Raw genomic sequence first — 16,643 nt, forward strand, 5'->3', positions numbered from 1 at the left:
ACCGTTAATGGATGTGGAGGGTGCTTTTTTTCGCAGTATTTCGGCATGCTCGTCAACTCGACAGATTTCGACAAAAGTTCCCGTTGAATCCGGAATAAATCCATAATAAGATAGCCGCAGGAGGCGATTCCAGTTAATGGTTTTGCGCATTTGTACGAGAAATGAACCTGTAATCCTTTCGTAACGATTTCCATTTCGCGATTGGTTATAGTTAAGGTATCAACGTAGAACATTGACACCTTAAGTGAATGAAAGGACAGAAGACAGATGAGCCGAATCGCTATGATGGAGGATACAGGCAGCAAGACGAGGAGAAGAGAGAATGGCGGCCGATGGGACGGCACGGGCTTAAGCTTCCGTAAGGGAGGAAGCCCCGATGCCTAAGCCTGTACAAGGCGGCAGCAGCCGCTATATGGCCGGACTGGACGGCTTGCGCGCATTGGCTGTGCTTGCCGTCATCGTGTACCATCTGAATATGGAATGGGCGCCTGGAGGGCTTCTTGGCGTCGGTGTGTTTTTCGTATTGTCGGGATATCTCATAACCGATATACTAATCTCCCAATGGAAGCAGACCGGAAAGCTGGATTTAAGATCGTTTTGGGTCAGGAGGGCACGAAGGCTGCTCCCAGCGCTGCTGCTAATGCTTGTGCTGGTCAGCGCATGGATTTTGCTGTTCGACAAACCGCGGGTAGCGGGGCTTCAGGCGGAAGTGGTAGCCGGCTTGCTGTATGTCAGCAACTGGTGGTTAATTTTTCGTCAAGTCTCGTATTTCGAGAGCTTCGGGCCGCCGTCTCCTTTAGGACATTTATGGTCCTTGGCGGTGGAGGAGCAGTTCTACTTGCTGTGGCCGCTTCTGCTGCTCCTGGGCCTGAAGTTTACGCCGCGACGGATTCAGCTGCTCGTGCTTACCCTGATCGGCGCAGCGGTATCGGCTGTCGCGATGATGTGGCTGTATGAGCCCGGGACGGACCCGAGCCGCGTGTATTACGGAACCGATACGAGAGCCTTCGGGCTGCTGATCGGCGCAGTTCTGGCCATGGTCTGGCCCAGCCGGAGGCTGACGGCTCCAACGGACGCTCCCTTCCGGATAACGCTGGATACGCTGGGGATTCTGGCGCTGGCAGCGATAGGCTTCATGGTATGGAATACCGACGAGTACGACGGATTTCTGTATAACGGAGGATTAGTCCTGTTGTCGCTTGCAGCTGCCGTCGTAGTAGCGGTCATTGCTCATCCAGCAACCTATTTGGGGAAAGTACTGAGCAACAAGCCTTTGAAGTGGATCGGAGTAAGATCGTACGGCATTTATTTATGGCATTATCCCGTCATCGTGCTCACCAGTCCCGTTATGGATCACGGGCAGGTTTCGATACTGAAGATGATATTGCAAATGGGGGTGACGGTCCTGATTGCCGCCTTGTCATGGCGGTTTGTGGAGGAGCCGATCCGGCGCGGGGTATGGAGGCGAAGCCGGACGCAAGCAGGGGAAAGCAGACGAAGCCGGCAGCGGCCGCCTGCGGCTCGCTGGACTCCTGCCGCCTGCGTGCTGTTTCTTATCGGATTTCTCTGCGTTGGTATGGTAGACCGGGTAACGGATGCGACGGCGAGCTCAACGCCCCCCGGCATAGAAGCTCCGTCGGGACCGTCGGACGGGGATAAGGCTCAACAGCCGAGCGATAAAGAAGAAGCGATAGCAGCCGTCGGACCTGTCAAGCCGGAGCCGATAGCTATCGATCCGCCGAGCCAGCCGATCTCTGCCGGACCTAACAATGACGGCGGAATATCCGAGCAATTGGAGGATACGCCCGCGGAAGGAACAGGCAAGCCGTCTGATCAGTCGGACGGGCATGCTGCGGACTCTCTACCGGCAACCGTGGAGCCGAAAGGCTCGGTTGCGGCGACGACGGATCCTTCCAAGGAAGCCGGAGCGGAGATAACAGCCGGCGTTACGCCTGAAGCCAAACCGAAAGTCGGAGACGGCATAACGGTGATTGGGGATTCGGTTATTTTGGGTGCAGCCACTCATTTGGAGAAGCAGCTGCCGGGAATCGTCATCGACGGCAAGATCGGCCGGCAGCTGCTTCAAGCGGCGGATGTGGTGAAACAGTTAAAAGAGGAAGGAAAGCTCGGCAAGCGGGTCATTCTTGAGCTGGGCTCCAACGGACCCTTCACCGAGAAGCAGCTTAATTCTCTCCTTGAATCGCTAGGGGATCCCGAGCAGATCGTTCTTGTTAATACACGAGTTCCGCGAAAATGGGAGAACGAAGTCAATACGATATTGGCATCCGCTGCCGAGAACAATCCGAAAGTCAAGCTGGTGGACTGGTACGCAGCGAGCGAAGGCAAAGCATCGATCTTCGCCCAGGATGGAGTTCATCTGGGGCCTGAAGGATCGGAGCTGTACGCTTCACTGATCGTTTCCGCGCTTGCGGAATCCAAATTATAAAAACAGGGCCTCACCTTCGTATGAAGCGGGAGGCCTATTTTTTTGCTCGATAAATAGTTGAAAAGCCTGCCCGGTTTCATGAAGAAACGGGACAGGCTCGCTCGGATGTTTACCATACGCTCGGCATGACTTTGATGCTGGAGTCCAGCTTAGGAAGAAAGGAATAGCTAGGATTGAAGGTGAAAATACGTTTGATTTGGTATGTAATCATAACGACGGCAGTGATCGCTTCCGTCAGCGAAAGCTGAAGATCGGGGCAATCGACAAGCAGCCGCTTGGATTCCTGCTCGAATTCCGAACAACCGGAAATTAAGGTTAACGTCCCTTTTTGTACGGCTTGCTCCATCGTTTCCAGGAAAAATTGCGCCTGCTGAAATCCGAATTTGTTTCTCAGCCATTGATGCGTATCGAAAATAACATAGTTCGTCGTAATGAGCTTGCGGTCCAAATCGTCCAAATCGAGAAACATCGTCCGCGCTTTTGCATAATAGGGATCCTGCGGGTTCATAAATGCCATTAAGGCCGACTGGTCCAGATATACAGCCTGCTGGAGATTCGTTTCATCAAGATTGTTCATATTCATACTTCGGTTCTCCGTATAAATTAATGTTGCGTTCGGCTAAAGCGTCCAAATAAAGCAAAGGATTGCGCTCCAGCTGTTCTCTCGATATAGGAACCAGCAGGTCGGCGCTCTTGGCGGCAACATGCTGTTCCAGTATGTAATGGACCCATTCGTTTACGCTGATTTGCTGCGCATCCGCCTCTTGCTGGCATTGTTCAAATATAGCGGGCTCAAGCACGACGGTTCTGTTATCTTCTTCTTCCTCGGGTCCTGCAATAAACTGGGTTGCCGCAGTTTTCCATTGTTCCAGCCGGCGCTGCAGCAGTCTTGTGGAATTGCCCATGGACTTGCACCTCCGTTGTAATTGGTTACGGCATCTGTATCATTCGTCGCCATCTTACATGATTCGTGGGAAGTCGACAGTTTCATGGGGTCCGCTTTTTGCAAAACGACTTTCATTCGGGATAGAAAATGTACGGATTTTCCAGTTCTTTTTTCTTCACAAATGCCCCCGCAAGTTGGGCAGGGGGGACGAAGAGTATAAAATCTCGGAGCATAAGGGGACAGGACAAGTCTGTGCAGCAAGCTTACGCTGTGTACAGCACAATTCACCAACTACGGGCGCGAGAATAAGCAAAGAATATAAAAAGTCCTGCGCTTCGACAAAACGATTGAGACGGAGGATGTATATGTTTAGTGAGCTGCAATTTGGGATCGATTTAGGCACGTCCAATACGATTATTTATCAGCGAGGGAAAGGGATTGTTCTTCAGGAGCCATCCGTTATTGCCGTGAAGCAGGATACAGGGGAAGTTCTTGCCATTGGCTCGGAGGCGCAAGCCATGATCGGACGGGCACCGGGCAATCTTGAAATCATTTATCCGCTGCAGGATGGCGTCATTTCCAACTACAATTGGTCGACGGCGATGCTGCAGCATTTTATGCGAAAAATTCAGGGCCGCTCTTGGATGCGGCGCTCCAGGGTGTTCATTTCGATTCCATGCGGGATTACGAGCGTGCAGAAGCGGGCCGTTGAAGAAACGGTGTTTCAAAAAGGGTCCAATAAAGCCATCACGGTAGAAGAGCCGCTGGCTGCGGCATTGGGTGCGGGGCTGCCGGTCGACCAGCCGCTCGGCAATATGATATTGAACATCGGCGGCGGAACCTCGCAGGTAGCCATCCTGTCTCTCGGAGGCATCGTTTCCAGCAGAACGATCCGCAGGGGGGGCATGTCGATCGATCGGGACATTATCGAGTATGTCAAAAAAACGTACAGCCTGGATATCGGCGAACGGACTGCGGAAGACATCAAAATCAAGCTCGGTACGGTGGTAAAGCCGGATCCCGACGTGCAATTGGATATACGGGGAAGAGACCTGGTCGAAGGACTTCCCAAGACGATTACGATATCATCGCAAGAAATCTATAGATTGCTGGATAGCTTCATCGGCACGCTGGTGGACACCATTCGAGCGACCTTGGAGGAGTGCCCGCCTGAGCTTGCGGGGGATGTTATGGAGCAAGGCATTATTTTATGCGGAGGCGGCTCTTTGTTGAAAGGGCTTAACACGAGGCTGCAGTCGGATACGCACATTCCGATTTATTTGGCGGATCAGCCGCTGGAGTGTACCGCATTGGGAGCAGGGAAAATGCTCGATTATGATATCCGTAAATTGGACCGCACCCGTTCCTCCAAAAGCGGCAGCAAAGGGTTCCAGCCGGATCCGCTTCATGAGAATGAAGCCGTTAAGCAAGCGGCGGGAGATTAATTGCAAACAAACCGTACATACGATGACCTTGAAGCATCGTTCCATAAGGAAACCGCAGGCTCTAGCAGAAGCCTGCGGTTTTTTCTGTTGCTTTAAATACGTGCAGCCTAACCGTGTTACCTGGTCGCATAACGCGATGCCGACGCAGGGGCGTTCTTGCTTTCGGACTCCTGCTCTTTCCGGTTGTCGATAGCTTCCGCCATCGTTTTATCGGTCAAATGGGCATAAATCTGCGTCGTTTCCGGCGAAGCATGCCCGAGCTGCTCCTGCGTCTTGTACAGGTCATTCCGCAAATAATAGTCGGTTGCGAAAGAATGGCGCAGCTTATGTACGGACAGGAACGGCTTGCCGAACCGCTTGGCATACTTGATTACCATTTCCTGCATCGCGCGCTTGGTCATCCGCTCGCCTTCTTTTTTTCCGTTCGCTATGGCAAGGAAGAGAGCCTTTTCTCGCTTGGGCGCTTTGTACCTGGTTTGCCGCAGATCCAAATACGCTGCGAGGTCGTCGAACGCCTCCTGACGGAAGTAGACGGGCGTCTTGAAGGAGTCGTCATTTTTACCTTTGCGGTACACATGGGTCAGCTTCTTCTTCATATCGATATCGTCGACATTGAGATTCACCACCTCGGAGACACGAAGCCCCGAGTTTAGAATGAGGCTGATGATACAGCCGTCGCGCACTTTATTCAGCTCGTACGAATACATCGCCTGCTTGTTGTTCGCGATATCTTGCTCATAGCCGTTATATACATAATCCAGGAATTCGCGGATTTCGTCCTCCTGCAGCAGCTTTCCTTCAAGCTTCGCCGCAGTGTCCTTCGGTTTATGAGTCCGTTTGATCTCGACCTTAGCCATCACATTGCGCTTCAGCAGCGGATAGAACTGCTCATCCTCGGCGATCTGGCTTAAGTAGTGGAACAGCGAGCGAAGAGACGAGAGCTTGCGGGATATCGTTGTCTTGCTGTTGGCATTTTCCTTGCGCGTGGACAAAAACATGCGGAAATTATCGATGCTCTCCATATGCAGCTTCTCCAGCGATTCGATAGGCACATCCTTTATCGTTTGACCTTCGGCCAACCCTTCGGCCAGCAGCCAGGATAAGAAGGTTTCATAATCCCTAACATATTCCAGCAAGGACGAGGGAGACAGGTCGGGCAGTTTATAATTGATGAATTTTTCGACATACCAAGGCATGGACGGAATTTTTTTGTCCAGCTCTTGACGGTCCTTCACTTTCAGTATGTTCAAGAAGAGTCACCTCGCTATTGTATTGTTCGCAGGAAAGAAACGGCAAGTGAGGAAAAGCTATCTGATTCTTAGTATAGTACAGCGCGGCGGTGAATTGTAGTGTGCAAGTCCGTCTACCCGTAAAAGGATGGAAAGATGGAGGATGCATGAGAAGCAATTGAACAAAGCATACTAAGAATTAAATTAAAGAAAGGGGGACAAACTTCATGTCCAATCACACTTCCAAAATGGTTGTATGCACGATTTCGGCCTTCCTGCTCGCAGGCTCATTAACGGCGTGCACACGGAACCAAGCGGCGCAGCCCGCTCCAAATCAATCCGTACGTCAGCAGGCTGCCAATCCAACGCCGGCTGCGATTCAAGACAATCGGATTCAAGTGGCCAGACAGGCGGCGGACAAAATCGTTCAGCTTCCCGGAGTCAAGTCCGCGAACGTTCTGGTTACACAGAACAATGCTTATGTGGCTGCCGTGCTAAAAGACGGCACTGGACAGCTGACGAGAGATATGGAAGGTAAAATCGCCCAACAAGTAAAATCGACGGATGGCAACGTTCATAACGTGTATGTATCTACGAACCCCGACTTCGTTCAACGGGTGAACAATTATGCTGCCGATGTTGCCGCCGGCAGACCGGTTTCCGGCTTTTTTGCGGAGTTCACGGAAATGGTAAAACGGGTATTCCCGAATCCGCGATAACGATGATCCGAAGCCCTGAGTGATGAGAAGCCGCGAGGCGGATTCATTGCTTCAGGGCTTTTTTTGCTGCAATCTCTTCGTAGATTTTTCGAGCCTCCTTATGGTAAAGTTTAGTTTGATACCATTATTACTGAGGACATCTTACGAACGAAAGAGAGGTTGCGGCGAATGCAGTTGAGCGAAATTCAATCGTTGGCGCAAACGATTCGAGCTAATGTGAGCAAGGTCATCGTTGGAAAGGAAGACGTTATCGACAAGCTGCTTATTGCCCTCATAGCTTCCGGTCATATTCTGCTCGAAGACGTGCCCGGCACGGGAAAAACGCTGCTCGCCAAAGCAGTGGCGAAATCTTTGAATTGCAGCTTCAAACGGATTCAATTTACTCCCGATTTGCTGCCTTCGGATTTGAGCGGAATCAATTATTTCAATCAAAAGCTATCGGAATTCGAGTTCCGCCCCGGGCCTCTGTTTACGAATATTTTGTTGGCCGACGAGATCAACCGGGCCACGCCGCGCACGCAATCGAGCCTGTTGGAATGTATGGAAGAAAGGCAGATCAGCATTGACGGCGAGACGAGGGGGCTGGAGCAGCCTTTCCTGGTTATTGCAACCCAGAACCCGGTGGAAAACCAGGGGACGTTTCCGTTACCCGAGGCGCAGCTGGACCGGTTTCTATTCAAGGTGAGAATGGGGTATCCTACAACCGAAGAAGGACTGGACATCATGAAACGGTTTAAGGATGCCAACCCGCTCGAAGCGATTGTGAGCGTAGCGGGAACGGACGAGATCATCGCGGCACAGCGTCATTATTCCCAGGTGACGGTTAGCGACGAGCTGTTGAGGTATATGCTGCAGATCGTGGAAAAAACGAGATATCACAGCGAAGTGGCGACAGGCGTCAGCCCCCGCGGCAGTCAGGCATTATTGAAAGCGGTTCAAGTGCAGGCGCTGCTTCAAGGCAGAGATTTCGCAACGCCGGATGACGTCAAAGCGATGGCAGGGCCCGTGCTTGCGCACCGCATAATGGTCAAAGGCTCGTTCCGCTCGCGGCATCTTGCGGCTGAGTCGATTGTCGATTCCATCCTGCAGGAGGTTACCGTACCGGCTGAATCCGAGTTGGTGAAGCAGGAATGAGCATTCATTGGTTGTTATTCATTACCTTAATTGTTTTGGTGCTGCAGGTAATCTTGTTCCGCTTCTTCGGCGACAAAGGGCTTACTTATCATCGGTATTTCAGCATGAAAGCCTGCTTCGAAGGGGAGGAGGCCGAGATGGTGGAGCGGATCGCGAACCGGAATTTACTGCCGGTCCCCTGGCTGAGGCTAGAATCGCTGATCCATGCGAATTTGGTATTCTACAGCCAATCGAACCTGGACATCAACAACGGCGCCATGTTCCAAAATCATAAGAGCTTGTTCAGTCTGATGCCCTACACGCAGGTGACAAGACGTCACAGGATGGTGTGCCGCAAAAGAGGCTGCTACCGCTTGAATACGGCAGCGCTTACTCACGGCGATCTGCTCGGGATGTACAAAAATACGCTCAAGCTCGAGCTGGATGCCGAGCTGCTGGTGTACCCGAAGCTCGCGCCCCTCGAGGAAATCGCGCTGCCGTCGCACAGCTGGCAGGGGGACTTCTCCGTGCGCCGCTGGATCGTAGACGATCCGTTCATGATCACAGGCGTACGGGAATACCGATACGGCGATCCCTTGAACGGGGTGAACTGGAAAGCGACGGCCCGGATGGGCAAGCTCCAGGTGCATCAGCGAGATTATACGGCGGATCACCGGCTTATGATTTATTTGAATGTGGAAGATCATGAGAAGATGTGGAATCAGGTCAACGATGAAGAGCTGTACGAGCGAGGATTGTCTTATGCCGCCGCCATTGCCCAGCAAGCTATAGATCAGGGGATGGAAACGGGCTTCGGCACGAACGCCTATACCGTCGATGCTCCGAAGGAAGCGGTACGCGTTCACCCTGGCAGCGGTTCGGAGCAGATGACCTTTATTCTGGAGACGATGGCGAAGGTTGTCGTCGCCCGCAGCATTCCGTTCGATACATTGCTCGAGGAGGAAGCAGCGAGCGGATTCTCCAATCGCGATATTCTCATTATTACTTCTTATATAGGCGAGAAAATGAAGACGCCGATCGAGCAGCTCCGTTATCAAGGCAACTCCGTGGACATCCTGCAGCTGGAGAAGCGAATGCGCCCGGATGAACAGGCGGGTGAGAGCGCATGAGCTTCCTCTCCCGTATGGGTGCAGCGGTCCTTAAAGGCTGCGCCGAGCTGCTGCTGTTTCTGCCTCTGCTGCTCGTGTTATCCGTCTATGTGCTGCCGGAGAACGTTCGCTGGATATGGCTTGCTACGCTTCCGGTATGTTATGCCGCCGGTTTTGCTGCCGCCACATGGATCCGGATAACAAGGCTATTCCAGCTGTTATTTCTCATCGCTTGCTTGGGCGGTGGCTATACCTACCTGCTGTTCGGCACCGACCTTATCGCGCTGGTGTCCATCCCAATAGCCTGCATAGCGGTCTACAGAGGGATCAAGCTGACGGAGGTTCCCTGGTATATGCTATTTCCGGCAAGCTTTTTCCTGCTCGGTATGATTTTATATTTTTTCGCATCGGTTATCTTGCATTTCATGCCTGAATTTGAACCTTTCATGCCGTTATTGACAGGGGGCGGACTCGTATCGCTGGCAGTGACCCTGTTTGTGACGAATGAATCCAACATGAAACAGGAATCGCTGCCAGGGGATAAAGAACCGGTCATTGCATCGGAAATGAAATGGAAAAATCGCCTGCTGATCGGGCTTGTTTTGCTGCTGATCGCACTCATCGTAGCATTTCGGATGCTGCAGCAGGCGATGGGGTGGCTGAAGGAGCAGCTGGCCGCCCTGCTGCGTGCGCTGTTCGCTTCCTCCGACAAGCCGCCGGCTATGGTTCCTGAGCAAAAGCCGCAGCCTACGCCGCCTAATTTGGGGGTGAGCGAGGCGCCGCCGGTTTGGCTCGAGGTGCTGGAGAAGATATTTTACTATATTACGGCGGCGGTTATTATTGCTGCGGTCTTGTATTTGCTGTACAGGATCGCGATCAAGATTCCCGGCTGGGCGCGGCTTTTCTTTACCTGGCTCGCAGGCAAGCTCCGTTCGAACGATATGCGGGCAAGCCGGACCGGGTATGAGGACGATGTCGAGAGTCTGATGGATTGGGATCAGCTCGGCAGCCAGCTGTTCTCCCGCTGGAGACGATGGTTCGGCGGTTCGCGGCCGGAGAAGTGGGAGGATATGGCCACGAACCGGGATCGCATCCGTTTTTTGTATCGCAGCTGGCTGCGTCAATCGATCCATCAGGGATACCGCATTAAACGGTATTTGACCCCACGTGAAACCGGCCGGGAGATAGAGGCTTGGCACAAGCTTCCTCCCGATGAGGCGGATAAGCTGGTCGCCATGTATGATTCCGTCCGCTATGGTGATAAGGATGCCGTTTCCGATCAGGAGGTTCTTGCTCTGAAACGGGCAATGGAGAAGAAGCAGTAAGCATCCTGCCGCCGCCAAGAGTCGAATCGGTTGAAATAGGGGAGCGATTTCCATTATAATTTTTGAAGCGTACAGGTTACAGGAAGGGTGAGCAGGTTGATTAAGGTAATGGATGCATCCATGTCATACAGCAAGGAAGACGGCTACATCGGGAAAGTGGCTTTTGAATTTAAGGATCATAAGCTGCCTTACGAAATCACATTGCACAGCAAGAACGGGAAAGAATGGAGCTACGGCTTATTCTTCCTGAATGAATCGGGTAGTGAGGATGAGATTCTGGAAGTCGAGGATGTGCTTGAGGAAAGCGACGAATGGTACGATTTCCTCGTCAACGCCGCGAAAAACACACTTCAGAAATAAGCTGTTTCAAAAGGGAACTGTCGACCGGGTGTCGGCAGTTTTTTTTTGTTGGAACAGCCTACAAATGTTTCCCTTGACAAAAATATTTTGCCGAGTACAATCACATACATAGGAACTTTTGCTTTAATCAGCATATAATTTAATTACGCAATTGGTTTTTTTTACCCGAAAAGTTGCACGAGGCAAACAAATTTAACCTAATGCATAGATGTCCATATTATTAAGACTGTAAGAGGTGATAGCTTATGTTGGAAAACAGCCAAATCAACCAAACGGCGGACGAAGGATGGAGATTGTCAAGGAAGCAGGCGACGCTTCCTGAAGTATACCGTTCTCTCAAAATTCCTAAGACCGGAAGCTGGATCAAAAAATTTCTTGCGTTCGCCGGACCGGGCTACCTGGTAGCCGTCGGGTACATGGACCCGGGAAACTGGGCGACGGATATCGCAGGAGGATCGATGTTCGGATATTCCTTGCTGTCGGTCATCCTGTTATCGAACCTGATGGCGATGCTGCTCCAATCGCTGGCCGGCAAGCTCGGGATCGTCACAGGCAGAGACTTGGCTCAAGCATGCCGGGATCATTATTCCAAGCCGGTTGCATTTACATTGTGGATCCTGTGCGAGCTGGCGATAGCGGCTTGTGATCTTGCGGAAGTGATCGGATCGGCCATAGCCCTGAACCTGCTATTCGGCATCCCGTTACTGTACGGGGTCATGATAACCGCCGTGGATGTTCTGTTAGTTTTGCTGCTGCAAAATAAAGGCTTCCGGTTCATTGAATCGCTCGTCATCGTGCTTATTGTAACGATCGGCGGCTGCTTCTTAACCGAAATGATCTTGTCGAAGCCGGATATCGGCGGCATTGCCCGAGGCTTCGTACCGACCACGGAGCTGTTCACCAATCCGACGATGCTGTACATCGCTATTGGGATTCTCGGCGCAACGGTCATGCCGCATAACCTGTATTTGCATTCCTCTATTGTGCAAACACGGCAATTCGATCAAACTCGTGACGGGAAACGTCAAGCCATCAAATATGCGACCTGGGATTCGTCCATTGCGTTATTTTTCGCCTTGTTCATCAACGCGGCCATTCTTATTTTGTCCGCCGCTACGTTCCACAGGGCAGGAATGACCGATATTGCGGAAATCGGGGATGCTTATCAAATGCTGACGCCGCTTCTCGGTACGACGTTAGGAAGTATTCTGTTCGGCGTAGCGCTGCTCGCATCGGGGCAAAATTCTACTCTGACCGGAACGCTGGCAGGCCAGATCGTCATGGAGGGCTTCCTGAACATCCGGCTGCCCGGTTGGCTGCGCCGGCTGATTACGCGGATGATCGCCATCATTCCGGCGGTTATTGTAACAGCCATTGCCGGGGAGAGCGGAACGGCGAAGCTGCTTATTTTGAGCCAGGTCATTTTATCGCTGCAGCTGTCCTTTGCCGTTATTCCATTAGTATTTTTTACGAGCGATAAGAAGAAAATGGGTGAGTTCGCCAACAAAGGCTGGTTGAAATGGCTGTCCTGGGTGGTCGCAGGAGTCATCGCCATCTTGAATGTATATTTGCTGTACCAAACCTTTTTCGAATAAATCATTAGCTTGTTCACGATCAGGTCAGGAATCGGACTCCTAAACGGGAGGGAAGATCCTGGCCTGTTTTTTGCAGCATTATATTATAGTTATTTCCTATGAAATAAATTGAATTTATATATTTTACATTATAACAGTCGCTGTATACTATAAATAGTAACAATGAAGAAATGAGGGATGGACATGAACGAGAAGGTGATCCGCCAATTTAATGAGGTGGCGCATAAGTATGATGAGCAGAGGCGGCTGCTGATTCCGTGCTTCGACGATTTTTACGGCACCGCAGTACGATGGGCGCAGACGGATAAGCCCTCGCCGCGAATCCTTGATTTAGGCGCAGGGACCGGTCTGCTGGCGGAAGGAATGCGGACCAAGTACCCTGCATGCAAGCTGACCTTGATCGATTTGGGAGACAAGATGCTCGATATCGCCAAGCAGCGGTTCGCGGCCGTGGAGGAAATCGAATACATAGTCGCGGATTATACGGAGTATCCGTTCGAGCACAAGTTTGACCTCATTGTCTCATCCTTATCGATCCATCATCTCACTCACGAGGCTAAGCAGACGCTGTTTCAAAGAATTTACGGCTTGCTCGAAGACGGCGGCTTGTTCATTAACGCCGATCAAGTGATGGGGGAGACTCACGCCGTGGATCAGCTCTACAAACAGATGTGGGTGCAATGGATACGCACCAACGGAATTTCGACGGAGGCTGCGGACGCATCGATCGAGCGGCGGAAGCTCGACATTAACGCGAAGGCCGGGGACCAGCTCCGCTGGCTTCAGGAAGCCGGTTTTCAGGAGTCGGACTGCGTATATAAGTACCAGGATTTTGCCGTTTTTTATGCAAGGAAATCGGAATAGGAAGCATTTCTTGATAAATAAAGTCTGGCGTTTCTGCGCCAGGCTTTTTGCTGTCCGTTTCGACAAAAAGTCAAAATCGTCGACAATGTAATCAAAATACCGTTAAATATCTTGCATTGCCATTGCTTATAATAAACTCAACATTATAGAAGTAGAGGTGAAGCATCGTGAATTCTAACACATCGGCTGCTGCGGCAGAGAAGCGCATATCGCAAAAGCGGAACGGCGGGCTACAGCGGAAGGAAACCTTAGCGGGCTTCTTGTTTGTAAGTCCCATGCTGATCGGGGTTACGGTTCTTGTCTTAATTCCCATCATCGCCACTTTCGTTCTGAGCTTCGCGGACTGGAATTTTATTGTAGGCTTTAAAGGCTTCAACTGGGTAGGATTGGATAACTTCCAAAAATTGATCACGGATGCGACATTCTTGAAATCATTCCGCAATAACGCGGTGTTCTTGCTTACCGTGCCCATTTACTTAATTATATCCTTAGTTCTTGCCATTATTATTGATAAAAACGTGTATTTGAAAGGCTACTTCAAGGTTGCTTACTTCATGCCTTACATCTCCAGCGTCGTGGCTGTAGCGATCGTATGGCAAGTATTGTTTCATCCTTCGGCCGGTCCGGTCAACCAGTTTCTGATGTCGATCGGCATTTCCGATCCGCCGAAGTGGATCGCCGACCCGAACTATGCCTTGATCTCCGTTATGATGATTTCGGTCTGGATTTCCATCGGCTTTAACTTGATCGTTTATATTGCGGGTCTGCAATCGATTCCTAAAGATTTGTATGAAGCAGCGGATATCGACGGCGCCTCCAAATGGGTGCAATTCCGCAGCATTACACTGCCTTTGCTGTCGCCAACGACATTCTTCCTGTTGATCACCGGTATCATTGCAACTTTCAAAGTTTTTGACTTGATTGCCGTTCTGACGCAAGGCGGACCTATTCAGTCCACCAGCATGATCGTATGGTATTTGTACGACACGGCATTTACGAACTTGAAAATCGGTTATGCATCCTCCATGGCGGCTGTGTTGTTCTTGTGTGTATTGGTCATCACTGGACTGCAATGGATCGGTCAGAAAAAATGGGTTAACTATTAAGAGTCAAGTCATATGAAAGAAAATGAGGTGGGTACAACATGAAGGAGCCATTAAGCCTCCGTAAATTAATCATTACGGTCATCATGTTTGCAGTCAGTCTAATGTTCCTGATGCCGTTCTTCTGGATGCTTTCCGCATCCTTCAAAATGGAAGCCGATGTATTTAACTTTCCAATCGACTGGATTCCGAAGCAATGGAATGCGATTGCCAACTACAAGGAAGTCTGGTTCGGCGATTATCCTTTCTACTTATACTATTGGAACTCCATCAAAATTACCGTTGTGACTACAGTGCTTTCCGTTACGGTATCTGCACTTGCGGCCTACGGATTCTCCAAAGTGCAGTTTGCGGCAAGCAAATGGCTGTTCTTGATCGTCTTGACAACGTATATGGTTCCGTCTCAAGCGATCCTTGTTCCTCAGTTTATTCTGTACCGGTATATCGGATTGTTCGACAATCATATCGGGCTCATCATCATTGGCAGCTTTAGTGTCCTCGGTACCTTTATGCTGCGGCAGTTTTTCATGGGGCTTCACAACGAGTTCATCGAATCCGCCAAAATTGACGGAGCGGGTCACTGGAGAATTTTCTGGTCCATTGCGATGCCGCTGGTTCGTCCTGCGGTTGCAACGTACGCGATTCTACGTTTTATCTGGACTTGGAACGACTATACGAACGCGCTGATCTTCCTGCGGACGGACAAGCTCTTCACAATCCAATTGGCTATGCAGAAATTTACCTCGCTGTCCGGCGAATTCTATTCTTTGATCATGGCTGCCGCGGTATCTGCGATCCTGCCGCTGCTGATTATTTTCATCATTGGTCAAAAAAGTGTTATTGAAGGTATAGCCATGGGCGGGGTTAAAGGATAATAAGTACAGGATAAGTCAAAATAATTGTAAAAAAGTCAATTTACGCGCATGGATGAAAGATAGTAAATTGATACAATTTCAAAGAACACAAGATACAACACATAAGTTCAGGTCCAAACAAGGAGGGTTAAGTAAATGAACAAAAAAGTAGGAGCCGGTATTTTAACCAGCGTAGTGGCATTAGGTGTGCTTGCAGGCTGCGGCGGTGCCGGAGATCAGAAGGATGCTGGCCAAGGTGGAGCGGCTGCTGGAGGTACGACTGAGCTTCGCTTCTATACATTCGGGACAGAAGGCAACTATGCTTGGAAAAAAACGATTGCCGCGTATGAAGAGAAAAATCCGGGAGTCAAGATCAATGTAATCGGACTGAGTGAAAAAGGCGACACGCAAGAAGCTTTGAAAAAACTCGACCTTGCGGCTGCATCGGGCGAAGCAATGGACGTTCTGATGTTCAGTGATGCGGCAAGCTACGCACAACGCGTTGCTCTCGGCATGGTCGCTCCGATCGACGATTACATCGCTAAGGACGGCTACAAAGTCAATGAAGAGTACAAAGTAGACACGAAGCTGAACGGCAAGTACTATGCGCTGCCGGGCAAGTTTAACCCATGGTACGTTCTGTTGAACAAAACCATGCTGGACGCGGCAGGATTGCCGGTACCAAAGGATTGGACATGGGACGAATTCATGGACTACGCCAAAAAGCTCAGCAAAGGCGAAGGCGCGAACCGGGTATACGGAACGTACTTCCACGGACCGCAAAACGGCGGCTGGCTCGACTACGTGAAGCTGGCGATGTCCAACCAACCGGAAAATCCGGAGTTTATCAAAGCGGACGGCAGCTCGAACATGGACAGCCCGCTGTTCAAGAAATCGCTTGAAATGCGCGTGAAAATGGAAAAAGAAGACAAATCCGCAACACCTTACGCGGACATGCTTTCTCAGAAGCTGAACTACCGTACCCAATTCTTTAACCAAAAAGCGGCTATGATCGTGACAGGCAGCTGGATGAACACCGAGCTTGGCGGTACGGATCAAGTTCCGTTGAACTTTGACGTAACGGTTGCTCCATTCCCTAAAAACAATGCTTCTGAGCAAGGCGGTTATGCAACAGTAACTACTGACTATATTTCCGTAGCGGCTGCTTCCAAGAATAAAGATGAAGCTTACAAGTTCATTCGCTGGTTGACAACGGACGGACAGCTTGTTCAAGGCAAGAACATTCCAGCCTGGAACAAAGTGAAACAAGAAGATCTGGGCAAAATCATCGATACGATCTTGGCCGGCACGAAAAACCCCGAGAAAGTCGACAAAGCTTCTCTGGTGAGCGTTCTTGCTAATTCGAAATCCTCCGCTATTGTTCCTCCGGTTTCTTACCAAGCCGAAGTATACAAAGCGGTGAACGAAGAGTTCGAGAAGCTGATCCTGGGCAAGCAAGATCTCGATACGACGGTGAAAGCATCTCAAGACCGCGTCAACAGCATCATTGCAACGAACAAAAAATAAGGGTTATACTAATGCAAGGAGGGGAAGGCCAAGCCTACCCCTTCTTTTGCTGCGGTATGGGGATTGTC

General features: G+C 50.7%; 15 protein-coding genes. 12 read left to right on the forward strand and 3 right to left on the reverse strand.

What is annotated here, in order from left to right; all coding sequences use genetic code 11:
- Window positions 1-376 precede the first annotated feature (376 nt).
- Window positions 377-2,446, forward strand: a complete 2,070-nt coding sequence (locus DVH26_RS16355; protein WP_239634833.1) for an acyltransferase family protein — start codon at window positions 377-379, stop codon at window positions 2,444-2,446.
- A gap of 109 nt (window positions 2,447-2,555) precedes the next feature.
- Here the strand turns inward: DVH26_RS16355 and DVH26_RS16360 are convergent, their stop codons facing one another.
- Window positions 2,556-3,029, reverse strand: coding sequence for a type II toxin-antitoxin system VapC family toxin (locus DVH26_RS16360; protein WP_239634834.1), 474 nt, complete (start codon window positions 3,027-3,029; stop codon window positions 2,556-2,558).
- Window positions 3,010-3,351, reverse strand: coding sequence for a hypothetical protein (locus DVH26_RS16365; RefSeq protein ID WP_239634835.1), 342 nt, complete (start codon window positions 3,349-3,351; stop codon window positions 3,010-3,012). The genes DVH26_RS16360 and DVH26_RS16365 overlap by 20 nt, the downstream gene beginning before the upstream one ends.
- 340 nt (window positions 3,352-3,691) lie before the next feature.
- On the opposite strand from DVH26_RS16365, the gene mreB reads away from it, so the two are divergent.
- Entirely contained in the window at window positions 3,692-4,777 is a 1,086-nt protein-coding gene (mreB, locus tag DVH26_RS16370; protein WP_379451505.1) for a rod shape-determining protein, read from the forward strand.
- Window positions 4,778-4,893: 116 nt separating this feature from the next.
- Here mreB and xerS read toward each other — a convergent pair whose 3' ends face one another.
- Window positions 4,894-6,027: a tyrosine recombinase XerS gene (gene xerS, locus DVH26_RS16375; RefSeq protein WP_239634837.1), complete on the reverse strand. Its 1,134-nt coding sequence runs from the start codon at window positions 6,025-6,027 to the stop codon at window positions 4,894-4,896.
- 206 nt (window positions 6,028-6,233) lie between these two features.
- Here xerS and DVH26_RS16380 point away from each other — a divergent pair, with 206 nt between their 5' ends.
- From DVH26_RS16380 to DVH26_RS16425, 10 genes are all read left to right on the forward strand, one after another.
- On the forward strand, window positions 6,234-6,725 hold the full coding sequence (locus tag DVH26_RS16380) for a YhcN/YlaJ family sporulation lipoprotein (protein WP_239634838.1): 492 nt from the start codon (window positions 6,234-6,236) through the stop codon (window positions 6,723-6,725).
- 168 nt (window positions 6,726-6,893) lie between these two features.
- Window positions 6,894-7,859 carry an AAA family ATPase gene (locus DVH26_RS16385; RefSeq protein ID WP_239634839.1) on the forward strand — a complete coding sequence of 322 codons (966 nt, stop codon included), beginning with the start codon at window positions 6,894-6,896 and terminating at the stop codon, window positions 7,857-7,859.
- Window positions 7,856-8,968 (forward strand): DUF58 domain-containing protein, encoded by a 1,113-nt coding sequence (locus tag DVH26_RS16390; RefSeq protein WP_239634840.1) that lies wholly within the window; start codon window positions 7,856-7,858, stop codon window positions 8,966-8,968. Before DVH26_RS16385 ends, DVH26_RS16390 begins: the two co-directional genes overlap by 4 nt.
- The gene (locus DVH26_RS16395) at window positions 8,965-10,272 is read left to right on the forward strand and encodes a DUF4129 domain-containing protein (protein WP_239634841.1); all 1,308 of its coding nucleotides are present in this window, start codon (window positions 8,965-8,967) and stop codon (window positions 10,270-10,272) included. Before DVH26_RS16390 ends, DVH26_RS16395 begins: the two co-directional genes overlap by 4 nt.
- A gap of 96 nt (window positions 10,273-10,368) precedes the next feature.
- Window positions 10,369-10,632: a hypothetical protein gene (locus tag DVH26_RS16400; RefSeq protein ID WP_239634842.1), complete on the forward strand. Its 264-nt coding sequence runs from the start codon at window positions 10,369-10,371 to the stop codon at window positions 10,630-10,632.
- Between the two features lie 245 nt (window positions 10,633-10,877).
- Window positions 10,878-12,227, forward strand: a complete 1,350-nt coding sequence (locus tag DVH26_RS16405; RefSeq protein ID WP_239634843.1) for an Nramp family divalent metal transporter — start codon at window positions 10,878-10,880, stop codon at window positions 12,225-12,227.
- A gap of 183 nt (window positions 12,228-12,410) precedes the next feature.
- Window positions 12,411-13,091, forward strand: a complete 681-nt coding sequence (locus DVH26_RS16410; protein ID WP_239634844.1) for a class I SAM-dependent methyltransferase — start codon at window positions 12,411-12,413, stop codon at window positions 13,089-13,091.
- 206 nt (window positions 13,092-13,297) lie between these two features.
- The gene (locus DVH26_RS16415; protein ID WP_239635394.1) at window positions 13,298-14,197 is read left to right on the forward strand and encodes a carbohydrate ABC transporter permease; all 900 of its coding nucleotides are present in this window, start codon (window positions 13,298-13,300) and stop codon (window positions 14,195-14,197) included.
- Window positions 14,198-14,235: 38 nt separating this feature from the next.
- Window positions 14,236-15,069 (forward strand): carbohydrate ABC transporter permease, encoded by an 834-nt coding sequence (locus tag DVH26_RS16420; protein WP_239634845.1) that lies wholly within the window; start codon window positions 14,236-14,238, stop codon window positions 15,067-15,069.
- Window positions 15,070-15,204: 135 nt separating this feature from the next.
- Window positions 15,205-16,575: an ABC transporter substrate-binding protein gene (locus tag DVH26_RS16425; RefSeq protein ID WP_239634846.1), complete on the forward strand. Its 1,371-nt coding sequence runs from the start codon at window positions 15,205-15,207 to the stop codon at window positions 16,573-16,575.
- Window positions 16,576-16,643 lie beyond the last annotated feature (68 nt).

Origin of the sequence: Paenibacillus sp. H1-7, from assembly GCF_022354825.1 — a bacterium.
GTDB lineage: Bacteria > Bacillota > Bacilli > Paenibacillales > NBRC-103111 > Paenibacillus_S.

What these genes read in the sequence shown, in the direction of transcription:
- DVH26_RS16360 (WP_239634834.1), bottom strand. Translation starts at nt 3,029, where the DNA reads ATGAATATGAACAATCTTGATGAAACGAATCTCCAGCAGGCTGTATAT.
- mreB (WP_379451505.1), top strand. Translation starts at nt 3,692, where the DNA reads ATGTATATGTTTAGTGAGCTGCAATTTGGGATCGATTTAGGCACGTCC.
- DVH26_RS16380 (WP_239634838.1), top strand. Translation starts at nt 6,234, where the DNA reads ATGTCCAATCACACTTCCAAAATGGTTGTATGCACGATTTCGGCCTTC.
- DVH26_RS16355 (WP_239634833.1), top strand. Translation starts at nt 377, where the DNA reads ATGCCTAAGCCTGTACAAGGCGGCAGCAGCCGCTATATGGCCGGACTG.
- DVH26_RS16405 (WP_239634843.1), top strand. Translation starts at nt 10,878, where the DNA reads ATGTTGGAAAACAGCCAAATCAACCAAACGGCGGACGAAGGATGGAGA.
- DVH26_RS16410 (WP_239634844.1), top strand. Translation starts at nt 12,411, where the DNA reads ATGAACGAGAAGGTGATCCGCCAATTTAATGAGGTGGCGCATAAGTAT.
- DVH26_RS16395 (WP_239634841.1), top strand. Translation starts at nt 8,965, where the DNA reads ATGAGCTTCCTCTCCCGTATGGGTGCAGCGGTCCTTAAAGGCTGCGCC.
- DVH26_RS16420 (WP_239634845.1), top strand. Translation starts at nt 14,236, where the DNA reads ATGAAGGAGCCATTAAGCCTCCGTAAATTAATCATTACGGTCATCATG.
- DVH26_RS16425 (WP_239634846.1), top strand. Translation starts at nt 15,205, where the DNA reads ATGAACAAAAAAGTAGGAGCCGGTATTTTAACCAGCGTAGTGGCATTA.
- DVH26_RS16385 (WP_239634839.1), top strand. Translation starts at nt 6,894, where the DNA reads ATGCAGTTGAGCGAAATTCAATCGTTGGCGCAAACGATTCGAGCTAAT.
- DVH26_RS16365 (WP_239634835.1), bottom strand. Translation starts at nt 3,351, where the DNA reads ATGGGCAATTCCACAAGACTGCTGCAGCGCCGGCTGGAACAATGGAAA.
- DVH26_RS16390 (WP_239634840.1), top strand. Translation starts at nt 7,856, where the DNA reads ATGAGCATTCATTGGTTGTTATTCATTACCTTAATTGTTTTGGTGCTG.